The organism is Cupriavidus sp. 8B, from assembly GCF_054589115.1.
This window is the reverse complement of sequence record NZ_BAAILO010000359.1, coordinates 1-891: the sequence shown is the minus strand read 5'-3', so window position 1 is coordinate 891 and position 891 is coordinate 1. Positions and strand designations below refer to the sequence as shown.

General features: G+C 66.3%; 1 protein-coding gene. It reads right to left on the bottom strand.

The features are described 5' to 3' along the window. Positions 1 to 90: 90 nt before the first annotated feature. On the bottom strand, positions 91 to 891 hold an 801-nt coding region (locus tag ACYP5B_RS34200), incomplete at its 5' end, for a DUF7146 domain-containing protein (RefSeq protein ID WP_459572582.1).

Here is an 891-nt window from a genome sequence, read left to right as displayed (position 1 = left end):
CTGCCGCAAGGGTTCTCCCCGGCGGGCAGAACCCGCAGGGCAGAGAGTGAATGAGGTGCCGCCCCGTGAGGCGGTTTGCAGATTGAATGGCTAGGCGTAGACTGCGCGCCTGCCAGCAATGCCTTGCAACCGATTGGCGGTCAGCCACTGGTCGCAAAAGTCCGTGCCCCGCACCATTGGGCGATGCACGTGAACGGTCAGCCCTTCGCCGCGGATGCGCTTGGCTAGAGCCAGCGCGTCCGCCATGCCGGGAGACTTCCCAGTCTTCGGATCGACTTCATCGAAGTCAGCGAAGATGTGCAGCGTATGGATGCCCATGCCTTGCGGCACCACGAACCGATGCAGCAGCACGCGGTTCAGGCAGTTCCAGGTCGGCACACCGTAGAGCATGTGTGCGGCGTAGGCCGTCTCCAGCCCTTCGGCAACACCCAGTACGCCATCACGCGGCGGCATGAGCCGGACCGCACCGCCCGCAAGGGGCAGCGCCGTCACGTCATTGCGCTTGACTGGCAGGATTTCCCCGTCAGCCGTCACGATGACCGCCTTGGCCGGCTTTGCCTGATCCAGGGTGGTGCGATGCACCGTCGCCATGCGACCATCCGGCAGCGTGAACTGCGCAACGATCGTGGGATAGCGCCCCAGCACAGCACCCTCGTGGCGGTAGTCCATCATCGCCAGCCGCAATGCGCTCGGGCGAGGCGCAACGAGGCCCGGCACGCGAGCAGCGAGGTACCGCATCGCTGCATCTCCCGGCACCAGCGGCTTGGCGCTCGACCAGACGCGCTCGATACGCTGGGCCTTGGCCGTATCCGTCATGCCACGATTCCGAATGGCGGGATGCGCCGGTCGGACAATCGCCGGTGCCGGCCCGCCCTCCACCACATGGGCCAG